This is a genomic window from Huijunlia imazamoxiresistens (assembly GCF_037132455.1).
GTDB classification, from domain to species: Bacteria; Bacteroidota; Bacteroidia; order Chitinophagales; family Chitinophagaceae; genus Flavisolibacter; species Flavisolibacter imazamoxiresistens.
The window spans coordinates 78,730-103,547 of sequence record NZ_JBBBEI010000007.1; the positions used below are offsets into that span (position 1 = coordinate 78,730).

Consider the following 24,818-nt stretch of genomic DNA (forward strand, 5'->3'; position numbering starts at 1 on the left):
GCACTTGTGAACATGTGAACCTGTGAACTGTTTAATAAAGAACATGCAACACGGAACAAAAGATCACGCTACGTTATCGCAGAAGTTCAACAAGGACGAAGAGCGGGTCAACTGGCATGACGAAACATTGTGGTGGATACGGCAGAAGCGCGACAAGGCCGCCTGGTCGCTGGGAGAGGAGTGGGAGCCTTTGCGCGAGCAGGCCTCCCAGATCAAGCACCATACCCTGTCGAACCTGGCGGGTTACCTCGAGGAGTTTGAAAAGGCCGCACAGGCCAACGGCGCCATCATCCACTGGGCGGCCGATGCCGACGAGCACAACGCCATCGTGCACGGCCTGCTGGCAAAGCACGGCGTAAAGCAGATCGTGAAAAGCAAGTCGATGCTCACCGAGGAGTGCCACCTGAACCCCTACCTCGAGGAAAAAGGCATCGACGTGATCGATACCGACCTGGGCGAGCGCATCGTGCAGCTGGCGGGGGAAGTTCCCAGCCATATCGTGCTGCCCTGTATCCACTGGAAGAAAGAAGAGATCGGCAACCTGTTCCACCTCCACCTCGGCACCCCCGAGGGCAATGCCGACCCCTCGTTCCTCACCAACGCCGCCCGTGTGGACCTGCGCGAGAAGTTTCTTACCCGCCGCATCGCCATCACAGGGGTGAACTTCGCCGTGGCCGAAACGGGTGAATTCGTGGTGTGTACCAATGAAGGCAATGCCGACATGGGCGCCCACCTGGCCGATGTGCACATCGCCTGCATGGGCATTGAAAAGCTGATCCCGCAGCGCAAGCACCTGGGTGTGTTCCTGCGCCTGCTGGCCCGCAGCGCCACCGGTCAACCCATCACCACCTACAGCAGCCACTTCAAAAAGCCCCGCGAAGGGCAGGAGCTGCACATCGTGCTGGTGGACAACGGCCGCAGCCGCCAGCTGGGCCGCGAAGAGTTCCGCAACTCCCTTAAATGCATCCGTTGCGGCGCCTGCATGAATACCTGCCCGGTTTACCGCCGGAGCGGGGGCCACAGCTACCACAACGCCATTGCCGGTCCCATCGGTTCCATCCTGGCGCCGAACCTCGACATGAAACAATATGCCGACCTGCCGTTTGCCTCCACGCTCTGCGGATCGTGCAGCAACGTCTGCCCGGTAAAGATCAACATACACGAACAGCTGTACCTGTGGCGCCAGGTGCTGACGAAGGAAGGGCATTCGCCCACCAGCAAGAGCATGGCCATGAAGGCCATGGCCTTTACGCTGTCGCACCCCGGCGTGTTCAATATGGCCGGCAAGGCGGGCCGTTTTGTGTTAAAAGCCTTCCCCTGGGCGGCCAACAACAAGATGAACCCCTGGTCCAAGGAGCGCGAGCTGCCCGAACCGCCGAAGGAATCATTTACCGAATGGTACAAGAAAAACCGAAAGTAAACAGAGGCAGGATGGCTGGCGACAGCCGTCCGGACCAACAAAATTGACTCCATGAATACCGGTACGATAAAAGAGAAAGAAGTTACCAATAAAGAAAAAGGCACGCCCGCAGGCACCACTTCCAGCAGGGACCGGATCCTGGGGGCCGTCAAGGCCTCCCAGCCGCCGTTGGTGCCCCTGCCGGCGCCTATTGTTCCCTCTGCGGAACTGGGCGATGTACAGCGCTTTAAAACCGTTCTGGAAACCATCGGCGGCACCGGCACGGTGCACCTGGTCCCGGGCATTGAGGAAGTGCTGGCCGGCGTGGAAAAGCTGTTCCCCGGCGCCAAGCGTGTAGTGTCGGCCGTCACCTCCATCGAGCGGCATTACGTGGCCGATTACAGCAACGTGAAGCACCATTCGCTGCACGATGTGGACGTGGTAATCCTGGGCGCACAGTTCGGCGTAGCCGAGAACGGCGCGGTCTGGGTGACTGAGAAGGATACCAAGATCCGCGTGCTGCCCTTCATCGGCGAACACCTGGTGGTGCTGCTCGATGCCCGCAAGATCGTGCCCACTATGCACCATGCCTACGAGATCATTGGTCAGGCCGATTACGGCTTCGGCGCCTTCATCGCCGGCCCCTCCAAGACCGCCGATATCGAGCAGTCGTTGGTGCTGGGCGCCCATGGTCCGAAGAGCATGAACGTGTTTGTGCTGACGGGGAAATAGTTCACGAGTTCACAAGTTTACGGGTTCACGAGTTGTCGTGCCCGCCGGAAAAAACTTTAGGATCATATTCAGTCCCTTTCACCGGGTAGTTGTTCGCAGAACAAAATACCCTGGTGAAAGGGATTTGTTTTTTAAACAGGGGTGAGGTGTCTAGCGTTCCCACGCCAGGGCACTGGCCCCCAGGATGGCCGCATCGGCTTCCTTCAATTCGCTGAATACCAGTTTTACCTTATTGCGGAAGATCGGCAGCAGGTTGCGCTCCATGTGCTCACGGGTGGGGGTGAGCAGCAGGTCGCCGGCCTTGATGACGCCGCCGAACAGCACGATGGCCTCCGGCGAAGAGAACATGATGAAGTTGGCCAAAGCCTCGCCCAGCACCTGGCCGGTAAAGCGGTACACCTCCAGGGCCAGCGCATCGCCGCTGACGGCGCTTTCGTAAATGGCTTTGGAGGTTATTTTCTCCGGCGCCAGCGCGTGCAGGGCGCTTTTCCCACCATCGGCGGCCAGCAGCTCTTTGGCCGTAACCACGATGCCGGTGGCGGAAGCATACGACTCCAGCGAACCCTCCAGGCCGGTGGACCAGTGCAGGCGGCCGCCGGGACGGATGATGGTGTGCCCCAGCTCGCCGGCATTGCCGTCGTGGCCGTACACCACCTGGCCGTTGACCACGATGCCGCTGCCCACGCCCGTGCCCAGGGTGATCATGATAAAATCCCGCATGCCGCGGGCCGCGCCATAGGTCATCTCGCCCACCGCCGCTGCATTGGCGTCGTTGGTCAGCGAGGCGGGCAGGCCAAACTTTTCGGTTATAAGCTGCGCCAGCGGCACCAGCCCTTTCCACGGCAGGTTGGGAGCGTACTCGATGGTGCCTGAATAATAATTGCCGTTAGGGGCGCCCACGCCAATGCCGCGGATGTTTTCCTTTCCTACCTGTTCCATCGCCGGCAGCAGGGCGTCGTGCAGGGCGTCTACAAAAGCTTCCGGCTGCCCGAATTTATGAGTCGGCAGGTCGCTGCCCTTGTGGGTGATCCGGCCCCGGTGGTCTACGATGCCGTACTTGGTGCCGGTGCCGCCGATGTCCACGCCGATGGCGTATTTTTCTAAAGAATCTTGCATGATCGATCGATTTTTTTGTTCAAAAATTAGGGGTTGGAAGTCCCGCAAAAGCTCCACGCAAACGGGCAGCCGAAACAGGGCTTTAGGGCCGGTTGATCCGCTCCGGATGGCCGTGTGGGCATCATGTTGAAAAATAAAACAGATTTTGATATTAAAGGAAAAATGCGTTCTTTCATCAAAAAAATACGCTTAATTTGACGACCGTTACACTTTATCTCTAAAATGGAAATAATACATATAACTGCAGAATGTTATCCGGTAGCAAAGGCTGGAGGGTTGGGTGATGTTGCGGGAGCACTGCCAAAATACCAGACAGACCTCGGGCATATTGCCAAAGTGATCATGCCCATGTACCGTACCAAATTTTTATACGCCAACGAATGGGACCTGGTACATGAAGGCGGACAATACCTGGGGGGAACCTGGTTCCACTACAGCGTCATCAAGGAAAAGACCAACAAACTGGGCTTCGACCTGTACCTGATCGACATCAACGGCTTGCTTGACCGAGAAAAGATTTACGGTTACGATGACGATACCGAGCGCTTCGTAGCCTTCCAGATCGCCGCCTGCGACTGGCTGTCCCGGTGGGAGCACAAGCCTTCCATCATCCATTGCCACGACCACCAGGCCGGCCTGGTTCCATTTATGATGAAGTACTGCTACGATTTCCACAGCCTGGCAAACGTACCTTCCGTCTTCACCATTCACAACGCCGAATACCAGGGATGGATCTGGCCCAACAAGCACCACCTGATCCCCCCGCACGATACCTGGAAATGGGGCATGCTCGAATGGCACAACAACGTCAACGCCCTGGCCAGCGCCGTGAAATGCGCCTGGAAAGTGACCACCGTGAGCCCCAGCTACATGGAGGAACTCAAACAGCACGCCCAGGGTATGGAAGCCCTGTTCCATTACGAAACCGGCAAATGCTCCGGCATCCTCAACGGCATCGATACCGAGGTGTGGAACCCCGCTACCGACCCGATGATCAAGAAGAATTTTACCGTTAAAACCGTCAAGGAAGGAAAGGAAGCCAATAAGCGGGCCCTCTGCGAGCAGTTCGGCCTCAACCCCGAATTGCCCCTGTTTGTCTTTATCGGCCGCCTGGTAGGCGAGAAGGCCGCCGACGTGCTGCCCGACACCTTCCGCCACTGCCTGCACCACTACAGCGGCAAACTGAGCTTCCTGGTACTGGGCTCCGGCGACAAGGTCGTGGAAGGAAAGCTGGAAGAAGTAAAGCACCAGTTCCCCGGCCAGCTGAATACCTTCATCGGCTACAACGAAACCCTGAGCCACATGATCTATGCGGGCGCCGACTTCCTGTTGATGCCCAGCCGCGTGGAGCCCTGTGGTCTCAACCAGATGTACGCCCTCCGCTACGGCACGGTGCCCATGGTACGCAGTGTCGGCGGCCTGAAAGATACCGTGAAGGACTTTGGCGACTGGCATGGTTTCGGCATCCGCTTCACCCACGCCAACGTGCACGACGTGTCCGATTCGGTGTACCGGGCCCTGGACCTGTACACCAACAAGCGCGACCTGTTCAACTGGATGCGCAACTACATGATGGCGCTGGACAACTCCTGGAAACATTCCGCCGACGAATACATTCACCTTTATCAATCTATTATACATTAACACAAGCATAACCTGGATCTTATGAGCAACGAAATACTATCGATTATCCTGGGAGGCGGTGCCGGTACCCGTCTTCAGCCGCTGACCACAACGCGTTCCAAGCCTGCCGTACCCATTGCCGGTAAATACCGCCTGGTGGACATTCCCATCTCGAACTGTCTGAACTCGAACATGAACCGCATGTTCGTGCTGACGATGTTCAACTCGGCTTCTTTGAACAGGCACATCAAGAACACCTATCATTTCAGTATTTTCAGTAAGGCTTTTGTTGATATTCTTGCTGCCGAACAAACACCCGACAACCCCGCCTGGTTCCAGGGTACCGCCGATGCCGTGCGCCAGTGTCTGCGCCACGTGGCTCCCTTCGAGAGCGAGTATATCCTGATCCTTTCCGGTGACCAGCTGTACCAGATCGACTTCCAGGAAATGCTGGACGAGCACAAGGAAAAAGGTGCCGACATCACCATCGCCACCATCCCCGTAGCCCAGCGCGAAGCTTCCGAGTTTGGCATCCTGAAAACACAGGACGGCTTCATCTCCTCCTTCATCGAGAAGCCGAAGACCGGCCTGGAAGAGTGGGTGAGCGATACCGGCGCCGAAATGCAAAGCAAAGGAAAGGTGTACCTGGCCTCCATGGGTATCTATATCTTCAACCGCAAGCTGCTGTTCGACCTGCTGCTGAACGAATCGAAAGATGCTACCGACTTCGGTAAAGAAATCATCCCGCAGTCGATCGGCAAATACAAAGTGGCTTCCTACCAGTACGAAGGGTACTGGGAAGACATCGGGAACATCCGTGCCTTCTACGAAGCCAACCTGGCCCTGACCCGCGACCTGCCCGAATTCAACCTGTTCGACAAGCAGCGCGCCATCTTCACCCGTCCGCGTATGCTGCCCCCGGCCAAGATCGACGGCACTACGCTGAACCATGCCATCATCTCGGAAGGTTCCATCATCAACGCCTCCCGCATCGAGAACTCGATCGTGGGCATCCGCTCCCGCATCGGCCACGACTCGGTGATCGTAAACTCCTACCTGATGGGTAGCGACTTTTACGAGACCCTGGACGAGATCAAGGAAGACGAACAGAACCTGTTGCCGCTGATCGGCATTGGCAAACGCTGCTTCATCGACCACGCCATTATCGACAAGGACTGCCGCATCGGCAACGACGTGATGATCAAGGGCGGCTCGCACCTCGAGGATACCGACAACAACCTCTATACGGTGAAAGAAGGTATTGTAGTAGTAAAGAAGGGCGCCGTACTGCCCAATGGCTTTACCATCGGATAGCCTCACCCCCGGCCCCTCCCGCTGAGGCGGGACAGGTTCTCCACATGGAGAGGGGTGCCCAAACCACAGTTTTTTCCTACTGGTTTGAGCACCGGGATAAAATAAACAGAAAAGCCTTTTCCATTTTGGAAAAGGCTTTTCTGTTTATAGGAGTTTCTATTGTTCTATCCCGTAGGATAAGCTGCTGATTTTGGCACCCCTCTCCACATGGAGAACCTGTCCCGCCTCAGCGGGAGGGGCCGGGGGTGAGGTTAAAAGCCCATCCCCGTATTTCCCATATTCCCCTGGTTGCCCATTCGGCCGGGGTTGGTTTCGTTGGTAGTGCGGTATTCCGTAGTCGTCCGGCGTTGTACAATGAAGGTAACCGGCTGTTTGCGAAGGGCTATTAATTTCCTGCCGTGGTCCATGGCCGGTATCCATTTGGGGCCGTTGCGAAGAATACGCACCACTTCCCGCTCCATTCCGTATCCCATATTGGTCATGGGAATGATGTCGGTAACATTTCCATCAATGTCCACTTTGAAACTGATGATGACGGTATAGGATCCTTCCGGTGCGCCATTATTCACGGGAACGGCTCCGTTCAGGTTTCTGCTCAGGTAGTTGGCCCAGCCCTTCGTGCCGCCTTTGAAGTCGGCCTTCCGGGTGAGGTGGGAGGTATCCGAAACGGTTTTGCCCTGCTCGTCGAAATACTGCAATGCTGTCAGCTTGCCCGCCTCGTATTCTTCCAGGGTGCTCAGCTGGCCATTGAGGTGGAAGTACTGCCACTTGCCGGTTTTCTTTCCATCGGTGCCGTAGCGGCCGGCATTGGAGGGAGCGCCGTTGTCGAACCAGCTGTAATGGACGCCGCTGCCGTCGGGGGCGTAGGCGATGGAGTCGGCGATCGCGCCGTTAGCGTGCCATTTCAGGCGATAGCCCTGCACGCGTCCATGGTCAAAGACGGCGGAATCGGCCAGGGCGCCGTTGTCGTGGTAGCGCAGCCACAGGCCCTGTTCCCGGTTGTTTACAAAAGTGCCTTTGGATTCCACTTTCTGGTTCAGGTGGAACGTAAGAAAATCTCCATGTTTCACCTTGAAGGCCGTGTCCTTGTAGCTTCCCTGCAGGTGCTGGGTCTTTTCGGGGAAATAATAATCGAAGCGGAACCAGAGCGGGTCTTTGAATTCCACGATGGACACATAGCGTGCTTTGGACGCATCTTCGGTGGGTTTGGAAGACCGGTCGTAATACTTCGTGAATTTTTGTGCGCTTGCACTTAAGGTAAGTCCTGCCAGGGCGGCAAGGGTAAGGAGCGTTCTCATGTGGATCAATGCAATTAGTGATGTAAGCTTTGGTGCGTTCCGGCAGTTTTTCTCCGGAATGGAAAGGGACTAAAATAAGAAAACAAATGATGCTATAGAACAAAGGGTCAATGGTTTATGTGCCGATTACGGATTTTCCATTACCGTTAAGGCATAACCATTGACCCTTGACTATTGTCTATTGTCTTTCTAGATGGCCAGGTTCAGGATGAGGTAGCGGCCGCCGGGGCCCCATTTCTTCATCACCTTTTGCAGGTCGTCCATCATGCCCCGGAAATTGGTCTTTTTACCCTTGGTAGGCGGGGCGATGCTTCCCAGGTCCACGCCCGTCGCCTCTACCTTGGTGGCGAACCAGGTGGTGTGCAGCCGCGGTACGCCCATGCCCAGGATCATGCCGGGCAGGCCGCCGATGCTTTCCGGCCCCCCCGAAACGAGGATCTCGTCGGTATAGAAAGCAAAGATGGCTATGCTGTCGCTAAGGATGCCGACCACTTTGTGGCAGTCGTAGCCCGCAATGGTGCGGGTGTCGGCGGTGAGCTTCCATTTGATTTTGGGCAGGCTGTCCTCTACCAGGAAGGTTTCTTCAAACAGGGGTTTTTGCGCCACCATGCGCCCGCTGCGGAAGTCGGTGTACACGGTGTTCTTATCCCCGAAATTACCCGCTACGGACCGGATATTGTTGTCCTTGGGCAGTTCACGGCCGGGTTTATACAGGGCGCGGGTGGTGTCGCCAACAAATTCGGAATAGGTGACCGTCTTTTCGGGCAGGCGGTCCTTCATGCGCTCGTACCCGGTGGGGTCCAGGTCTTTGACCAGCTGCCGTTCGTAGACGACGCGCTCGTATTCGATCTTGACCTTGCCGAAAAAACGGGCCTGGGCCTGCAGGGCGCCGACACACAGCAGGCAGGAGAGGAGGAACAAAATTGGTTTCATGTATCAATAAGTTTAAATGTCTTTGGAGTGGCGGTTATTTGGCACCGGGCATCTGGTTAAAATTCCATTCGAAGCGCAGCAGGAAGTAGCGGGCGATCTGCGAGGAGCGGCCTTCGCTGGTGTTGGTGCCATTGATGAACTGGTAAAAGCCGCGGTTCTGGTTCAGTATATCGTTGGCAACGAGCACGATCTGGCCGGCATCCTTTTTCAGCACCTTGCGCTTGATCGTGCCGTTCCACAGGTAGCGGTTCACGCGGCGGTCGGCGCCCAGCGTCAGCTGGCGCAGGTCGGCATTGAGGTCGGTATTCACCTGTAGCTTCCAGGGCAGGGTGATGTTGACCACGGCCTGGCCGCCATAGGTGAGGTAGGCGTTGTCCTCGCCGGGCCGCAGGGAGAAGCGGGCGTCGTTGCGGCCGATCTTGGGCCGCAGGCTCAGGTAGAGCTTTTCCTCCTTTTCGTAGCCGATGCTGCCGCTGATGGTGCCGTTGCTGTACGTATTCACTCCTTTCTGGGCGTTAATGAAGCTGATGGTGTGCCCGCCGTTGCCTTCCAGCTGCACGCTGTAGTTCCATTTGCGGCCATTGCCGGAACGGCCCCACTGGCCGTAAAAGTACCAGTTGTCGTTCCCGTCCACGTTTACCGGGGTGGTGGTGCGCTTGCCGCTTTTCTCGTCGTAGGTGGCATAGTTGGTGATGGCGTTATTGGTGAGGTTATAGCCCGCGTTCACCCAGATCCCTTCGCCGGTCAGCACCTTGTACTTGCTGAAAAAGGTACTGAGGTTGTGGTTGAAGCCCACTTTCAGGTCGGGGTTGCCGATATACACGTTCAGCAGGTCGTTGTTGTTGCGGATGGGCTGCAGCTGGTCGATGGACGGCTGGCGGGTGGTGCCCCGGTAGTTCAGCGACAGGCTGGTTTGCTGTTTGGGCATAAAGCTGAAATTCGCCTGGGGCGTATAGTTGGTAAACCGGTAGTTGGTGCGGGTATGCTGCGACAGGTTGTTCAGCTTCAGGGCCACGGTGGACAGGCCGGAGCCAAAGCCGAAGCGGAATTTTTTGTCCACGAACCGCAGGATGGCCGTACCGTGGTTGGCGTTGGCCGTCAGGTCGAAGTTGTTGCTGTAAAGAGAATCCAGCTTCTCGAACTTGCCGTTGGCGGACCGGTTGTAGGTGGCCCGGTCGGAGGAGGACTGGTTCTGGCTGAACGAATAGTCCGTCACCAGGTTCCATTTGGCGGTGAGGGGTTCGTTGTAGGTGACCTTGGCGCTGAGGGTTTGCGACTGGCCTTCGTTGTGGCGCTGCTGGTCGACCACCGAATCCCTGGGGCTGCCGTCGCGGTAAAAGGTCATCAGGGCGTACTGGTGCTGCTGCCCTTCGTCGTCGATAAGGCCGTGGCGCAGGGTGGTCAGCAGCTGGCGGTTCTTTTTCTTAAAGAGCTGCTTGTATACCAGTTGGTTGTCGATGCGCAGCTGGTTGGCTTCGCTGGTGCCGTGCTGGTCGTTTTTGTTCACCAGCGCGTCCAGTTCGTTGCGGGTGAAGGTGAGGGTGGAGTCGAAGGTGTTGCTCCATTTATAGGCGCCGGTGGTCACCAGCTTCACGGAAGCCAGCGAATCGATCTTCCATTCGTACTTGCCGTTGGCGCTGTGCTGCTGGCGCAGGCCTTCGCTGCCCGAGGTGCTGCTGGTCACCTGCAGGCCCTTGTTGGGCAGGACGTTGCGGGTCAGCGACGAGCGTTCGTTGGTGGCGCCCAGCCGGTTGTAGGCGTACGAGCCGTTGACGTTGTGTTTGCCCGCATTCCACTTGTTGCCAAAAAGGCCGCCGGCCGAATAGGCCTCGGGCAGGCCGCTGACATTGCCGAACTCGTCGCCCCCGCCGATGGTGGAGTAGTAGCCCGACACTTCGTCGTATTCATAATCGTTTTCAAAGCCCAGCTTCTGGCGGTCCTGGCGGTTCAGGCTCCCGGCATTGACGTTGCTCTGGGTGCCATAGACCGATATTTTTTTGTTGCCCACGAACTTGTTGTACATGGAGCGGATGTCGAGGTAGTTATGAAAATCGGTGCTGAGGGCCTGCTTGCCGAAGGCGCCCCTTTTGGCGCTTTCTTTCAGCTTGATGTTCACGGTTTTTCCTTCGTTGCCCGTGGTCATGCCACTCAGCTGCTGCTGTTCGCTCTTGGTATCGTACACCTGCACCTTGTCCACCGCCCGGGCCGACAGGTTCTGGGTGGCGACGGTGGGGTCGTCGCCGAAGAATTCCTCGCCGTCCACCAGCACTTTGTCCACGTTCTTACCCTGGGCGGTGATCTCGCCCTTGCTGTTCACCGACAGGCCGGGGAGTTTTTTCAGCAGGTCTTCTACGGTGGCGCCCTCCCGCACCGCAAAGGAGTCGGCGGCGAATTCGGTGGTATCGCCCTTGATGCGGATGGCCTGGCCCGAGCGCACCACCACCTCCTGCAGCAGCTGGGCCTTCAGGGTCAGGGCAATGCGCCCGAGGTTTTTTTCGCCTCCGGCGGTGATTTCCAGTTCGTCGGTATAATCCGCAAATTTGGGGTAGCTCACCAGCAGCACGTATTTGCCGGGGGCTACCTGCGGCAGGGTAAAGGCACCCTGCTGCCCGGTACGGGTAAAGCGATAGAGCGTGGAATCCTTTTTGTGTACGAGTGTAACGACAGCGGAGGGGAGCGGTTTCTTTTCCAGGGTATCCTGGACAGACCCTTTGAGTATAGCCTGTTGTGCATCGGCGTAAATGGCAAGTAATGCACCAACCATACAGAGGACTATTTTACGCATAAAACAGTTTGTATTGTTTTGGTTAGAATGATCAGGAGCGAAAGGTACTGTTTTTGGCAGAGGGCAGGGTTGACGCTTTCCTTAACCGGTTCTATTTTAATTTTATTTAACATTACAAATCCAAGCGAACCTCCTTCCTATGGCCAACGACTGGAGCAATCAACTGGAGACAGCACCCGGCCGGATCACCGCCGACCGCTGGGCGCCCGCCGAAACCATCCCCTGCGAAGAGCCCCTTCCCATCGACACCTCCGGCCCCGTCTGGAGCTTTTCCCTGCTGACCGAGGACGATATCCGGCGCTACCAGAAGGGTACGCACGAGACCCTGTACCGGAAGTTCGGCGCCACCCGGCTAACGGTCATGGGCAAACGGGGTTATTATTTCTGTGTCTGGGCGCCCTGCGCCAGAACGGTGTCGGTAGTGGGCGATTTCAACGGCTGGGGGCCCGGCCGGCACCCGCTTTTTCCGCGCTGGGACCGCAGCGGCATCTGGGAAGGATTTATTCCCGGCCTGCCCAAAGGGGCGCTGTACAAGTACCAGATCACCGGCAGCGACGGCAGCACCCTGTTCAAGGGCGACCCCTATGCCCGCTATTGGGAACATAAGCCCAAGACCGCCTCCATCACCTGGGAAACGGACTACCACTGGAACGACGCGGCCTGGATGGAGGGGCGGGCACGCCACAACGCCCTCGACGCCCCCTGGAGCGTGTACGAGGTGCACCTGGCCAGCTGGATGCGGCCCGACCCCCACAATGAAGATGCCTACAACAGCTACCGCCAGACGGCCGACCTGCTGGTGCCCTACGTGCAGGAAATGGGCTTTACCCACGTGGAGCTGATGCCCGTGATGGAATACCCCTTCGACGGCAGCTGGGGCTACCAGCTGACCGGCTATTACGCCCCTACCTCGCGCTTCGGTCCCCCGGAAGGACTGATGTACCTGATCGACCGCCTGCACCAGGCGGGCATCGGCGTAATTCTCGACTGGGTGCCCTCGCATTTTCCCTACGACGCGCACGGCCTGTTCCGCTTCGACGGGGCCCATACCTACGAGTATGCCGACATGCGCAAAGGCTACCACCCCGACTGGAGCAGTTATATCTTCAACTACGGCCGCCACGAGGTGAAGTCCTTCCTCATCAGCAATGCCCACTTCTGGTTCGACCTGTTCCATATTGACGCCATCCGCGTGGACGCCGTTTCTTCCATGCTGCGGCTCGATTATTCGCGGGGGCCGGGACAGTGGGAGCCCAACGAGTACGGGGGCACGGGCAACCTCGAGGCCATGGCCTTTTTCCGCGACCTGAACGCCTCCATCTACCGCTGTTTTCGCGGCGTGCAGACCATCGCCGAGGAGTCGACCGACTGGCCGGCCGTTAGCGGGCCGGTGGGCGAGGGCGGCCTGGGCTTCGGCATGAAGTGGATGATGGGCTGGATGCACGACACCCTGGATTATTTCGGGGTCGACCCGCTCTTCCGCCCCTACCGGCAGGGCCAGTTCCGGTTCAGCATGGAGTACTACTACCACGAGAAATTCCTGCTGCCCCTCAGCCACGACGAGGTGGTGCACGGCAAGGCGCCCCTGCTGCACAAGATGCCGGGCGACCGCTGGCAGCAGTTTGCCCACCTGCGGGTGTTGTACACCTATATGTGGACTCATCCCGGCGCCCGCCTGCTGTTCATGGGCTGCGAGTTCGGCCAGACCACGGAATGGAACTATAAATCCGAGCTGGACTGGGGGCTGCTGCAACAGGCGCCCCATGCCGGCCTGCGGCAGTGCGTGCGCGACCTCAACGCCCTGTTGCGCCACCAGCCCGCCCTCTACGCCGACCAGTTCGACCCCTCCGGCTTCGAATGGGTGGATACCGGCCGCCCGGAGGCCTGCGTCTTTGTTTACCGCCGCCGCAGCCGCCGGCCCGCCGGCGACCTGCTGGTGATCCTCAACCTCACCCCCGAAGTGCGCTGGGACTGGGAGATCGAGCTGGAGGAGGTGCCCTACCGCCGGGAGGTCTTCAACAGCGATGCCGCCCGCTACGGGGGAACCGGCCTCATCTATAACCCCGACATCCGCTCCGCCCGGGTACAGGATTGTGCTGATAACGAATTGAGTGTTAACGATTATCAAAGGAAATGCAAGCTGATAGTGAATTTACCGCCGCTGGCCGGGATCGTCCTTGAATAAGGCCTGCCCGGTAGGTTTTTCGGGTATTTGGGCGAAATTTGGAAGGGGCCCTTGGGGCAATTTTCTACCTTTGTCCTGACCAAGAAAACCAAATCACAATATCCATGCGTAAAATCATATTAACCCTCGCCCTTATGGGCTCCTGTACTTTTATGTTCGCGCAGCAGGACAGCGCGGGCTTCTTTTACCAGAAAGCCATGGAGGAGAAGGCCAAAGGCCACCGCCTGGAGGTTTTGAAGAACCTGGAAAAAGCTTATGCCCTGGACAAGGGCGACAAGCAGATCACCGGCGAGCTGGCTGCCGCCTATAATGACCTGCGCCGCTACGGCCAGGCCCGTGAGACCTACAAGCACCTCGAGGAGCTGGGCGACCAGTCGCCGGCTACCTTAAAGCAGATCATGCAGCTTTCCTTCAACATGCGCCAGTTTGACGATGCCGTTAAATATGCCCAGCTGGTGAAGAAGGCCGATCCTTCCGAGAAGGTCAGCTACTACCTCGGAAAGGCCAACTACGACCGCGAATATTACGGCGATGCCATCAAGCACCTCAATGCGGCCATGACGGAAGATCCCGCCAACGCCGAAGTGCCCTATATGATCGCCCGGTCGTATGCCGACATGATGAACTACAAGCAGGCGGTCGGTTATTTCCAGAAAGCCTTGGCGATCGATCCCGCCCAGAGCCGCTGGATCTACGAAATGTCGCTGATGTACTACGGCATGCACGACGACCAGAACGCCCTCAAATACATGCTGGAAGCAGCCGATAAAGGCCTGAAGCGCGATAACGAATACCTGGAGAACCTGGGCATCGCCTACCTGAACGTGAAGAAGTTCGACCAGGGCCTGTCCATTCTTAAGGAAGCCCTCCAGCGCCGCCCCAGCGACGTGAACCTGCTGAACATGATCGCCGAAGCCCTGTACGATGCCAAACGCTACAACGAGGCGATTGAGTACTGGGACCAGCTCCTGGCCCTGGACAAGACCAATGCCGAGGCCCTGTACATGATCGGCCTGAGCTACCAGCGCAAGGGCGAAAAGGAAAAAGGCACCTTCCTCTGCGACAAGGCCATCCAGATGGATCCCAGCCTGGCGAAGAACAAGCAAAAGATCTCCATGCCGGGAATGTAATTCCAAGAACGAGGTACGAAGTCGAACCTTGCTAAAATAAAAAAAGCACCCAGCGAATGTTGAGTGCTTTTTTATTTTTATACTTCTTTGAAATTACATTCTTTCCGGCACGTTAATGCCCAGGAGCGCCAGGGACGATTTGATGACCGAGGCGGTGCGGGCGCAGAGGCGCAGGCGCAGCAGCTTCTTTTCTTCCGTTTCGGCGGCAAGCACCTTGTGGGCAGTGTAGAAGGTGTTGTAGGTCTTGGCCACGTTAAAGGCGTACAGGGCCATCACCGACGGGTTGTATTCGGCGGCCGCCTGCTGTACCGTATCGCTGTATTGTTCCAGCAACAGCAGCAATTCTTTCTCCAGGGGTAACAGGGCACTTGCTTCCTTTGTATCCAATCCTTCGTACTTCGTGCCTTCTGCTTCCGCTTTGCGCAGGATGGACTTGATCCGGGCATGGGTGTACTGGATGAAGGGGCCGGTGAAGCCGTAGAATTCGATGGATTCCTCGGGGTTGAAGACCATCTTTTTCTTCGGGTCTACCCGCAGCAGGAAGTACTTCAGGGCGCCCACGCCGATGGTTTCGTACAGTTCCTTCAGTTCTTCGGCACTAAAGTCCTCGATCTTGCTGTGTTCCCTGGTTTTCTTTTCGGCTTCTTTTACCATTTCGTCCACCAGGTCGTCGGCGTCCACCACGGTGCCTTCGCGGCTTTTCATGCGGCCGCTGGGGAGCTCCACCATGCCGTAGCTCAGGTGGAAAATGCCGCCGGCATAGGGCATGCCCAGCTTTTTGAGGATCAGTTCCAGCACCTGCATGTGGTAGTTCTGTTCGTCGGCGATCACGTAGATGCTCTGGTCGTAGCCGTAGTCGTCGTATTTCTGTTGGGCCAGGCCCAGGTCCTGGGTAATGTAGACCGAGGTGCCGTCGCGGCGCAGCAGCAGCTTTTCATCCAGGCCTTCGGCGGTCAGGTCGATCCATACGCTGCCGTCTTCCTTGCGGTAGAGCACGCCTTTTTCCAGGCCCTCTTCCACGAACTCCTTGCCCAAGAGGTAGGTCTGGCTTTCGTAATAGGTTTTATCGAATTCGCTGCCGATGCGGCGGTAGGTAGTGTCAAAGCCTTCGTATACCCAGCCGTTCATGCGCTTCCACAGGTCGATCACTTCGGGCTTGCCCTTTTCCCAGTCCACCAGCATCTGCTGGGTGCGCTGCATGATGGGGGCGTTCTTTTCGGCTTCCTCCTTGGTCTGGCCGGCGGCCACCAGCTCCTGGATCTCTTTTTTATGTTCGTTGGAAAAGCGTACGTAATAGTCGCCCACAAAATGGTCGCCTTTGCTGCCGGTACTTTCAGGGGTGGCGCCATCGGCGAACAGTTCCCAGGCGATCATGCTTTTGCAGATATGCACGCCGCGGTCGTTGACCACGCAGGTTTTTTTGACGTCGTTGCCGGCTTCTTCGAGGATGCGGGCGACGCTCCAGCCCAGGAAGTTGTTGCGCAGGTGGCCCAGGTGCAGGGGCTTGTTGGTGTTGGGGGAGGAGTATTCCACCACGACGGTTTTACCGGTGGCAGGGAGCTCCGACGGCTGTTCCAGCAGCAGGCGCACAAAGCGGCTGTCGGCAATGGTCAGGTTCAAAAATCCCTTGATCACGTTGAAGGCGGTGAACAGGTCGGCGCGGTGGGTGGTCAAATACTGGCCGATCTCGGTTCCCAGCTTTTCGGGGTTGGCGCGCAGCTGCTTCACCAGCGAAAAGAGCACCACGGTATAATCGCCTTCGAATTCGGGCTTGGTGGTGCTGATCACCAGGCTGTTGGCAGGTACATCGATCTTATAAACTTCCCCGATTGCCTGGGCGGCGGCTTCCTTTATCTGAACTGCTAAACTCATTTTGTGGATTTAAATGCGGCGCAATTTACTGAAACCGGGCGGCCCCCCAAAAATCCCTGCTTGGAAGGTTCCGGGCGGGCATTCGCCGATTTTAACAGCAAACCTGGCAAATTGGGATTATTTTCGCGCTTCATGCGAAAGATCCATCACCAAACCAGACTGGGCATCCTGGCCTTAGTGGACTTCTTTTATCCGCTGTTCCGCAAGTTCATGCCGCTGCAGACCTACCGCTATGCGGCCTGCGGCGGGGGCAATACGGCGCTGAACATCCTTATCTTTTCCGCGGCGCATAACTTCCTGTTTAAGAACCAGGTGTTTCACCTGGGGGCTTTTGCCCTGAGCCCGCACATTGCCGCCTTTGTCCTGGCGTTCTGCATCACCTTTCCTACCGGCTTCTACCTGAGCATGTTCGTCGTGTTCCAGGGGTCGTACCTGCGGCGGCGGGTGCAGTTCCTGCGGTATTTCCTGGTGGTGATCGCCTGCGTTATTTTCAACTACACTTTTTTGAAACTCTTTGTCGACATCATGGGCTGGTACCCCACCCCCTCGATGATCCTGACGACCTGCTTCGTGGTGGTCTTCAGCTACCTGGCCCAGCGCTTTTTCTCCTTCCGCGTGAAGGAAGGAAAGGTGCAGCCTGCGGTGACGCGGATGGTGGAGCAGAAGCAAGTGGTGTAAATGGACCTCACCCGTCCCGCCTCCGGCGGGACACCCTCTCCAAATGGAGAGGGGAGGAGCGCCGCCTAAAGAGGTAATTACCTTTCGATTCAGAAAACAATCGTGTTTCTTTTGCTTATCAGTTGTCCGGTTTTTTAGGAGGTTATTCTTTTAACGAAGTCCGTTATCTTTCTCATTACTATATGAATATCCTTCTCTACTTCATCATTGGAAAACCGGATAACATGAATGCCTAATTGTTCCAGTTTTTTTGTTCGGGCGGCATCGTAAAGCTGCGCCTCGCTTCCCTCGTGGGCACTGCCATCCAACTCAACAGCTATTTTATGGTCGGGGCAATAAAAATCCAGGACAAACTGGTCCACCGGATGCTGCCTGCGGAATTTTAACGCCTTTAACCGGCGGTTTCGCAATTTTTCCCACAATAGAGCTTCGGCCTTCGTAAGCCGGTGGCGCAGGTTCCGGGCATTTTCAAAGATTTGTCCCGAAGCTCCCAGGAATAATTCGTTGTTACCATCAGCCATAGAAATAGTTTTTATTGACTGTTGGAAATGGCAGCAATTTATTTGCCTGTAGGACGGCCGCCCCCGCCCTCTCCATTTGGAGAGGGTGTCCCGCCGGAGGCGGGACGGGTGAGGTCCAACTCCCAATTAATCACATCCGTCACCATCACACTCAGCCGCCCCGAGCCGCTGCTGCGCAGCAGCAGGTGGTTGGCCAGCGGCTGGATGGCCACCAGCTTCACGTCGAAGATGCTGCCGGAGGTTTGCAGACCCTTCCATTTTTTGTTGATCTGCCGGTTCAGTTCCTCCTTGGCCATGCCGTAATAGGTGGACAGGTTGAAGGTGGAGCGGGCGCTCAGTTCGGCGATGATCTGGTCGTTCAGCAGCCATTTGGCGGTCCGCAGCAGGGCATTGCGGGTGCGCAGGTCAAAGCCGATGTCGGCGATCTGGATGCTTTTGAGCGAATCGTTGTAGTAGGGGCGCCCCCGGAAGATGGCCGTACCCTTGTACGAGCCGTCAAAGTCTACCGCGATTTTCAGGTGGCCCATCTGGTTGATCGACAGCCCCACGTTTTTTACTACCACGTATTTGGGTGTGGTGCCCTGGTAGAATTTAAACCAGTGGTTCCGCAGCCGCCCGTTGACGATGCGGCTCAGCGAGTCGTACTGCAGCAGGGCGGTGAGGAAAATATTGAAGCCGGGCGGCTGGGCCGAGGTGGTGATCGGCGGCAAAGCTTTGCGCTGGAGGGGCGGCTTTTCGAACCGCAGCACCGGTTTGGCCCGCAGGCCCAGGGAAATATAGAGCATGTCGTTGCGGGCATAAATGTAGTTGATGGACAGCCGGTCGGGGTTGAGCTGCAGCCATCCCAGTTCCTGGAAGGAGTAGGAACGGTTCAGTCGCTGCCAAACCGGCAGCACATAGGGCCGCAGGTTGATGGTGCTGAACGAGTCGCGGATGGACTTGAGGGAACGGTCGAGCTGTTTTTTCAGCCCATCCATAATGATATGGGTAATGTCCTGGCGCCAGAAGCAGACGTTGCAGGCATTGAGGGCCCGGGGATCGGTGCGGCGGATGCTGGTTTTCAGCGTATAGTCGGACTGCAGGTGGAAGACCACGCTGAAGCCAATATTCACTTTGCGCTCCCCTTCGGAAAAGCCACATTGGCAGGAGGGCGCCCAGGGCGACAAAACCGCCCCGTTCAGGCAGGCCCGGGTGGAACCGACCACCTTGTAAGAGCCGGTGAACGACAGGTGGAAGGTGTTGCCGATGGCGTTCATCTCCAGGGGCGTGCGGCGGAAGCTGTATTTAAAGCGGGTGCCGCAGTCGGCCATCACCCAGCCGTGGGGCCAGCGGGGCGAGGAAAAGTGGGGGGGAATGCCCTTTTCGGCCATGGCAAAGAGGGGTTTCAGGCTGATCTGTATGGGCAGGTTGACCTCCGAATACGGCAGCGAGTCGGGGGACACGGGCCCGCGGGCGGACAGGAGCATTTGGGCTTGCAGACTGCCCGGGCATACCATCAGCAGGCTCCACCACAGGAGCCCCAGGAAAAAAGAATACCGTCGGAATATCATCGTTTTAAAGCTAATATTTTTGAATGACAGTTGGATAACGGCCCGGCTCTGCCAAAATTGCATCTTTTGGCCGGGCGGCATAATCATTGATAAACTGACGATGAACGTTAAATTCTAAATAATGGGAAAAATAATAGGTATTGACTTAGGTACCACCAATAGCTGCGTGGCAGTTATGGAAGGAAATGAGCCGGTAGTAATTGCAAACGACGAAGGCCGCCGTACGACACCTTCCGTGGTTGCATTTTTGAAAAATGGTGAAAGAAAGGTAGGCGACCCGGCAAAACGCCAGGCCATTACCAACCCCCAGAACACCATCATGAGCGTCAAGCGTTTTATGGGACGCCGTCATGATGAAGTGACCGAGGAAATCAGCCACTGGTCGTATAAAGTGGCAAAAGGCGACAATAATACTGTTCGTATCGATATAGACGGCCGCCTGTACACCCCGCAGGAAATCTCCGCCATGGTGCTGCAGAAAATGAAAAAAACGGCCGAAGATTACCTGGGCCAGGAAGTAACCGAAGCGGTGATCACCGTGCCGGCTTATTTCAACGACGCCCAGCGCCAGGCCACCAAGGAAGCCGGTGAAATCGCCGGTCTGACGGTGCGCCGGATTGTGAACGAGCCCACCGCCGCCGCCCTGGCCTATGGCCTGGACAAAGGCGGAAAAGACCACCACATTGCCGTGTTCGACCTCGGTGGCGGTACCTTCGATATCTCCATCCTGGAACTGGGTGAGGGCGTATTCGAAGTGAAATCCACCAACGGCGACACCCACCTCGGCGGTGACGACTTCGACAAGGTGATCATGGACTGGCTGGCTAACGAATTCAAAAGCGAAGAGAACGTGGACCTCCGCAAAGACCCCATGGCCCTGCAGCGCCTGAAGGAAGCTGCCGAAAAGGCCAAGGTGGAACTGTCCTCTTCTTCCGAAACAGAAATCAACCTGCCCTATATCACCGCCGTGGACGGCGTGCCCAAGCACCTGGTGAAAAAGCTGAGCCGTGCCAAGTTCGAGCAACTGGCCGACAGCCTGTTCGACCGCTGCCTGAAACCCTGCGAGGCGGCCCTGCGTGATGCCGGCCTGAGCACTTCCCAGATCGACGAAGTTATCCTGGTGGGTGGTTCTACCCGTATCCCGAAAGTACAGGAGATCGTAGAGAAATTCTTCGGCCGCAAGCCCCACAAAGGCGTGAACCCCGACGAAGTGGTGGCCATCGGCGCCGCTATCCAGGGTGCCGTGCTGACCGGTGAAGTGAAGGACGTGCTGCTGCTGGACGTTACCCCGCTGAGCCTGGGTATCGAAACCCTGGGCGGCGTGATGACCACCCTGATCCCGTCGAACACCACCATCCCGACCAAGAAATCAGAAACTTTCTCCACCGCTTCCGATAACCAGCCGGGCGTACAGATCCACGTGCTGCAGGGCGAGCGCCCCATGGCCACCCAGAACAAGAGCCTGGGTATCTTTAACCTCGACGGCATTCCGCCGGCTCCCCGCGGCGTTCCGCAGATCGAAGTGATCTTCGATATCGACGCCAACGGTATCCTGCACGTAACCGCCAAGGACAAAGGCACCGGCAAAGAACAAAAGATCCGCATTGAAGCGGGCAGCGGCCTGACCAAGGACGAGATCGAAAAGATGAAGAACGAGGCCAAGGCCAACGAAGAAGTGGATAAAAAGGAAAAAGAGCGGGTGGAAAAGATCAACCAGGCCGACAGCCTGATCTTCCAGACCGAAAAGCAGCTGAAAGAGTTTGGCGACAAAGTGCCTGCCGACAAAAAAGCCCCGATCGAAGCCGCCCTGGCCAAGCTGAAGGAAGCCCACAAGTCGCAGGACGTTACCGCCATCGATGCCGCCTCCACTGAGCTGAACGGCGCCTGGACCGCCGCCAGCGAAGAGATCTACAAGGCCACCCAGGGTGCCGGCGCCCAACAGCCCGGCGATGGTGGTCCCGGAGCCGGCGCAGGTGCCCATGCAGGCCCCGGCGGCGAAAACGTGACCGATGCTGAGTACGAAGAAGTGAAGTAATTTCTTGTTTTTCAAATAGAAAGGATATAGGCTGATAAGCGAAAGGCCGTCCCGCCGAAAGAGCGGGGCGGCCTTTTTATTGCCCGTTCAGTTGGAAGCCCTCCGGGCTTCCAACTGCGGAGCTATTTAGGTACTTTCTATTAGACTTTTTGTTCTAACTGTAGCACAGCTGGGGGGATTGGATTTAAAAATACTGAAAAGCAATTAGAAAGAGTTAAGGATGGGATTCGTCACTATAATCGTCCGAATCATTGGGCGAGCCTAAACCATGGTCATCTGGGTAGAAATGGTCAAGGTTGGTTCTACTTAGTCTTCGATTTTCCCAACGTTCTATATCTGCTGGAGGAGCCTTTTCTTTTTTTATTTCCCAATGAGTCTTGGGATCATAGTCATACCCTTGTCCTGGGGGAAGTTGTTCTTTGTACGATCTCTTTTTTCCCATATGAAGCAATTTTTTTTGGAATTTAAATAAAAATGCTCCGTTTTCATAATGGTTATTGCGAAATAGATTATAGTTCAATGCAACAAAAAAGGCCGCCCGTTGGGGCGGCCTTATATATGATAAAGCTTTTTGCTTACATGATATCCATAGCCTTTACGAAAAAGGTGGTCACAAACGGGATGATCAGGGTCAGCCAGGGCCAGTGGGCGATAATGGCGAACAGGAAGGCGGCGGTTGAGATAAAGAAAAGGAGCCAGTATAAACCTCTCGACTTTTTTTCCATGCGTAATAATTTGCCGCAAAAGTAATGGAGAACGGGGTACAATTAGCCAGCAGGGTAAAAAAGATTTAAGGAATCCGTTAATTGGTTGATTGGGGTATTGGGGAGGGGCATCCCCCCTGATTCCCAATAAACCAATTAACGAATTCCCTAATTATCCAATTCCCCAAATTCACTTTGGTACCGACCTTGATGTATCTTTTAGCTCATTCCAAAAAACACCCTTAACCTTTTTCCATGAGAATCGATTTTTATCTCCGCTACCATACACTCCCGGGCCAGAATTTATTCCTTACCGGCAACCTGGTAACCCTGGGCAATTACCATAAGGACCATGCGCTGCCGATGCGGTACCTGAACGAGGAGTTCTGGTTTGTATCCCTGGAGGTGGAAACCTTTGACCTGCCTGCGCTCTCGTACCGTTACGTTTTCCGCGACGACCGGGGCAACACCCTCCTCGATGGGGAAAAACACCGCCACCTCAAGATTGAAGGCGCTCCCGGCCACCTGGTAGCGGTAGACACCTGGAACAGTACCGGCGAATACGAGAACGCTTTTTATACCGCCCCGTTTACCCGGGTGCTGACCAATGAGGACAAATTCATTGAAAGCCGTCAGCCCGACTGCTGCACCCATACCTTCAAGGTAAAGGCCCCCCTGCTGGGCCACGACGAATGCGTGTGCCTGCTGGGCGCCGCCGACTCCCTGGGCAACTGGAACGAAAGCGCGCCCGTGCTCCTGCACCGCGAACGGGAATGGTGGGTGGCCTCGGTGGACCTGTCCGCCGCCTATTACCCGATTGCCTATAAATATGGCGTGTACAACTTTCGCGAAGGACGGTTCGTGCGCTACGAAGGAGGGGAGAACCGCCACCTGAACTTCCCCGGCAGCGAAGGCAGCCGCATAGTGCTGCACGACAATTTCGTGTACCGGCCCAACAACACCTGGAAGGGCGCCGGCCTGGCTATCCCCGTTTTCAGCCTGCGTTCGAACGACTCCTTCGGCATCGGCGAATTCAACGACATCCGCCTGCTGGCCGACTGGGCCGCCCTGACCGGGATGAAACTGATCCAGTTGCTGCCCGTCAACGATACCACGGCCACCCTCACCTGGAAGGACTCGTACCCCTACGCCGCCATCTCGGCCTTCGCCCTCAACCCCGTGTACCTCCACCTTGAAGCGGTGGCCGGCCCCGAACACGCCGGCCTGCTGGAGCCCCTGGCCCGCAAGAAAAAAGAGCTGGGCGAGCTGCCCGTGGTGGACTACGAAAAAGTGCTGCACGCCAAGCTGAACGTCATGCGCGAGCTGTTCGAAGCCAAGGGCGACGGCTTCCTGCACAGCGACGACTACCGGAAATTCTTCGATTCCAACGCCTTCTGGCTGATCCCTTATGCCGCCTTCTGCCACTTCCGCGACCTGTACGGCACGCCCGACTATTCGCAATGGCTGTCCCACAAGGTGTACCGCGAGGAAGAGATCAAGCAGCTCTGCTCCCCCTCGGGCAAGCATTACCGCGAGATCGCCTTCTGGTACTTCGTACAATACCACCTGCACCTGCAGCTGCGCGACGCCATCCGCTACGCCCATGGCAAGGGCCTGGTATTGAAGGGCGATATCCCCATCGGCATCTACCGCTTCGGCTGCGACGCCTGGATGGCGCCCGAACAATACCATATGGACATGCAGGCCGGCGCCCCGCCCGACGCCTTTGCCGTCAAAGGCCAGAACTGGGGCTTCCCCACCTACAACTGGAAGAAAATGCAGGAAGACCAGTTCGAATGGTGGCACCGCCGTTTTCACCAGATGAGCCATTATTTCGACGCCTTCCGCATCGACCATATCCTGGGCTTCTTCCGCATCTGGAGCGTACCGATGCATGCCGTGGAAGGCATCATGGGCGTCTTTGTGCCCGCCCAGGCCCTGCACCTCCACGAGTTCGAAAGCCGCGGCATCCGCTTCGACTACGACCGCTTCTGCCGCCCCTATATCACCGACGACATCCTGCAGGAAATTTTTGGTAGTGACGCCGACTGGGTGCGGGGAGAATTTCTCGACCGTAACGACCGCGGCGGCTACGACCTGAAAGAGGCCGTCAACACCCAGCGGAAAGTGGAGGCCCTCCTGGCCACCTGGAACGATGACGAGACCACCAGACGCGTAAAGCTTGGGCTGTTCGACCTCATCTCCAACGTCCTCCTGTTCGAGGAGGGAGGCTCCGGCGGACAGCTGTTTCATTTCCGCATTTCCATGGAAAAGACCGCCTCCTTCCAGCGGCTCGACGACTACCTCAAAGGACCGCTCTACAACTTCTACATCGACTACTTCTATTACCGCCAGGACGAATGCTGGAAAAAGGAAGCCCTCAAAAAGCTGCCGGCCCTGAAAGACGTGACCCATATGCTGATCTGCGGCGAGGACCTGGGCATGGTGCCCCACAGCGTGCCCGAAGTGATGCAGCAGCTGGGCATCCTCAGCCTCGAGATCCAGCGCATGCCCAAGGACCCGAAAATAGAATTCTTCCATCCCAAGGATGCGCCTTATCTTTCCGTCGTCACGCCCTCCACCCACGACATGAGCACCGTCAGGGGCTGGTGGGAGGAGGACCGGCCGGGCACCCAGAAGTTTTACAACGAGATCATGGGCAGGGAAGGCGTGGCGCCTTTCTTTTGCGAACCCGAGGTGAACCGCGACATCGTGCTGCAGCACCTCCATTCGCCGGCCATGTGGAGCATCTTCCAGCTGCAGGACCTGCTGGGCATCAGCGGCCGGCTGCGCCGCGAAAACCCGCACGACGAGCGCATCAACGAGCCCTCCGATCCGGCCCACTACTGGCGGTACCGGATGCACCTGACCCTGGAAGACCTGCTGCAACAGACGGAATTTAACGACGAACTGAAAACCTATATAACGAACAGCGGACGATAA

At 56.9% G+C, this 24,818-nt stretch carries 18 protein-coding genes; 9 read left to right on the forward strand and 9 right to left on the reverse strand.

The annotated features are described in order from the left end of the window. Positions 1-43: 43 nt before the first annotated feature. Positions 44-1,420: a lactate utilization protein B gene (locus tag V9K67_RS10650; RefSeq protein WP_336722213.1), complete on the forward strand. Its 1,377-nt coding sequence runs from the start codon at positions 44-46 to the stop codon at positions 1,418-1,420. 51 nt (positions 1,421-1,471) lie between these two features. Next, positions 1,472-2,131 (forward strand): LutC/YkgG family protein, encoded by a 660-nt coding sequence (locus V9K67_RS10655; protein WP_336722215.1) that lies wholly within the window; start codon positions 1,472-1,474, stop codon positions 2,129-2,131. Positions 2,132-2,281: 150 nt separating this feature from the next. Here V9K67_RS10655 and V9K67_RS10660 read toward each other — a convergent pair whose 3' ends face one another. Further along, positions 2,282-3,247 (reverse strand): ROK family protein, encoded by a 966-nt coding sequence (locus V9K67_RS10660; protein ID WP_336722217.1) that lies wholly within the window; start codon positions 3,245-3,247, stop codon positions 2,282-2,284. Between the two features lie 222 nt (positions 3,248-3,469). Here V9K67_RS10660 and V9K67_RS10665 point away from each other — a divergent pair, with 222 nt between their 5' ends. Then, complete coding sequence (locus V9K67_RS10665; RefSeq protein WP_336722219.1) at positions 3,470-4,891, forward strand: glycogen synthase; 1,422 nt, start codon at positions 3,470-3,472, stop codon at positions 4,889-4,891. A 21-nt stretch (positions 4,892-4,912) separates the two neighbouring features. Continuing rightward, a complete protein-coding gene (locus tag V9K67_RS10670; protein ID WP_336722221.1) occupies positions 4,913-6,184 on the forward strand; it encodes a glucose-1-phosphate adenylyltransferase in 1,272 nt (423 codons plus the stop codon). A 251-nt stretch (positions 6,185-6,435) separates the two neighbouring features. Here V9K67_RS10670 and V9K67_RS10675 read toward each other — a convergent pair whose 3' ends face one another. From V9K67_RS10675 to V9K67_RS10685, 3 genes are all read right to left on the reverse strand, one after another. Further along, a complete protein-coding gene (locus V9K67_RS10675; protein WP_336722223.1) occupies positions 6,436-7,482 on the reverse strand; it encodes a hypothetical protein in 1,047 nt (348 codons plus the stop codon). Positions 7,483-7,671: 189 nt separating this feature from the next. Beyond that, positions 7,672-8,415 (reverse strand): GLPGLI family protein, encoded by a 744-nt coding sequence (locus V9K67_RS10680; protein ID WP_336722225.1) that lies wholly within the window; start codon positions 8,413-8,415, stop codon positions 7,672-7,674. Between the two features lie 34 nt (positions 8,416-8,449). Then, positions 8,450-11,179 (reverse strand): outer membrane beta-barrel protein, encoded by a 2,730-nt coding sequence (locus V9K67_RS10685; protein WP_336722227.1) that lies wholly within the window; start codon positions 11,177-11,179, stop codon positions 8,450-8,452. A gap of 160 nt (positions 11,180-11,339) precedes the next feature. Between V9K67_RS10685 and glgB the strand changes: the two genes are divergently transcribed. After that, positions 11,340-13,385, forward strand: a complete 2,046-nt coding sequence (gene glgB, locus V9K67_RS10690) for a 1,4-alpha-glucan branching protein GlgB (RefSeq protein WP_336722228.1) — start codon at positions 11,340-11,342, stop codon at positions 13,383-13,385. Positions 13,386-13,489: 104 nt separating this feature from the next. Next, entirely contained in the window at positions 13,490-14,515 is a 1,026-nt protein-coding gene (locus tag V9K67_RS10695; RefSeq protein ID WP_336722229.1) for a tetratricopeptide repeat protein, read from the forward strand. A 93-nt stretch (positions 14,516-14,608) separates the two neighbouring features. Here V9K67_RS10695 and argS read toward each other — a convergent pair whose 3' ends face one another. Next, on the reverse strand, positions 14,609-16,387 hold the full coding sequence (gene argS, locus V9K67_RS10700; protein ID WP_336722230.1) for an arginine--tRNA ligase: 1,779 nt from the start codon (positions 16,385-16,387) through the stop codon (positions 14,609-14,611). Between the two features lie 132 nt (positions 16,388-16,519). On the opposite strand from argS, the gene V9K67_RS10705 reads away from it, so the two are divergent. Further along, positions 16,520-17,065 carry a GtrA family protein gene (locus tag V9K67_RS10705; protein ID WP_336722231.1) on the forward strand — a complete coding sequence of 182 codons (546 nt, stop codon included), beginning with the start codon at positions 16,520-16,522 and terminating at the stop codon, positions 17,063-17,065. Between the two features lie 134 nt (positions 17,066-17,199). Here V9K67_RS10705 and V9K67_RS10710 read toward each other — a convergent pair whose 3' ends face one another. Both V9K67_RS10710 and V9K67_RS10715 read right to left on the reverse strand, forming a co-directional pair. Continuing rightward, positions 17,200-17,586, reverse strand: coding sequence for an endonuclease domain-containing protein (locus V9K67_RS10710; RefSeq protein ID WP_336722233.1), 387 nt, complete (start codon positions 17,584-17,586; stop codon positions 17,200-17,202). Positions 17,587-17,624: 38 nt separating this feature from the next. Next, positions 17,625-19,136: a DUF4403 family protein gene (locus V9K67_RS10715; RefSeq protein WP_336722235.1), complete on the reverse strand. Its 1,512-nt coding sequence runs from the start codon at positions 19,134-19,136 to the stop codon at positions 17,625-17,627. Positions 19,137-19,257: 121 nt separating this feature from the next. Between V9K67_RS10715 and dnaK the strand changes: the two genes are divergently transcribed. Beyond that, a complete protein-coding gene (gene dnaK / locus V9K67_RS10720) occupies positions 19,258-21,171 on the forward strand; it encodes a molecular chaperone DnaK (protein ID WP_336722237.1) in 1,914 nt (637 codons plus the stop codon). 214 nt (positions 21,172-21,385) lie between these two features. Here dnaK and V9K67_RS10725 read toward each other — a convergent pair whose 3' ends face one another. Together V9K67_RS10725 and V9K67_RS10730 are read right to left on the reverse strand one after the other, a co-directional pair. Further along, the gene (locus V9K67_RS10725; RefSeq protein WP_336722239.1) at positions 21,386-21,613 is read right to left on the reverse strand and encodes a hypothetical protein; all 228 of its coding nucleotides are present in this window, start codon (positions 21,611-21,613) and stop codon (positions 21,386-21,388) included. Between the two features lie 133 nt (positions 21,614-21,746). Continuing rightward, complete coding sequence (locus V9K67_RS10730; RefSeq protein ID WP_336722241.1) at positions 21,747-21,896, reverse strand: hypothetical protein; 150 nt, start codon at positions 21,894-21,896, stop codon at positions 21,747-21,749. 234 nt (positions 21,897-22,130) lie between these two features. On the opposite strand from V9K67_RS10730, the gene V9K67_RS10735 reads away from it, so the two are divergent. After that, entirely contained in the window at positions 22,131-24,818 is a 2,688-nt protein-coding gene (locus V9K67_RS10735; RefSeq protein ID WP_336722243.1) for a 4-alpha-glucanotransferase, read from the forward strand.